This is a genomic window from Vibrio sp. SG41-7, assembly GCF_014164465.1.
In the GTDB taxonomy this organism is placed as follows: Bacteria; Pseudomonadota; Gammaproteobacteria; order Enterobacterales; family Vibrionaceae; genus Vibrio; species Vibrio splendidus.
In genome coordinates this window covers 1-285 of the sequence record NZ_JACJFF010000400.1, presented here as the reverse complement: position 1 = coordinate 285, position 285 = coordinate 1, and the positions used below count along the sequence as shown (strand labels likewise).

Below are 285 nucleotides of genomic sequence, written 5' to 3'. Positions count from 1 at the left end.
GAGGGTGAGAGCCGCCTAGAGATCAAAGACGTTGGGGTACGGCCTCTTCGCCACAACAGCCGTGATGATTTCACTCAACACTGACATTGCCGATAAGCCACGTTTTTTGCAGGTTTCTATGAGGGTATGTATCCTACTTCGGAATTTGTCGCCTGCATCCGAGGTCGTTCCGAAGCTAATTTTCCTTTGGATTACAAAGCCTCTAATACATCGCTCGGCTTCATTATTGGTTAAGGGGATTGACGTTTTCTTGAGGAAAACCCACAAGCTCTCTCTATGTTTGAG

The 285-nt window shown here is 47.0% G+C and carries 1 protein-coding gene; it reads right to left on the bottom strand.

Annotated elements, in window-relative coordinates:
- Window positions 1-15 precede the first annotated feature (15 nt).
- On the bottom strand, window positions 16-285 hold a 270-nt coding region (locus H5300_RS27335), incomplete at its 5' end, for a transposase (protein WP_182797405.1).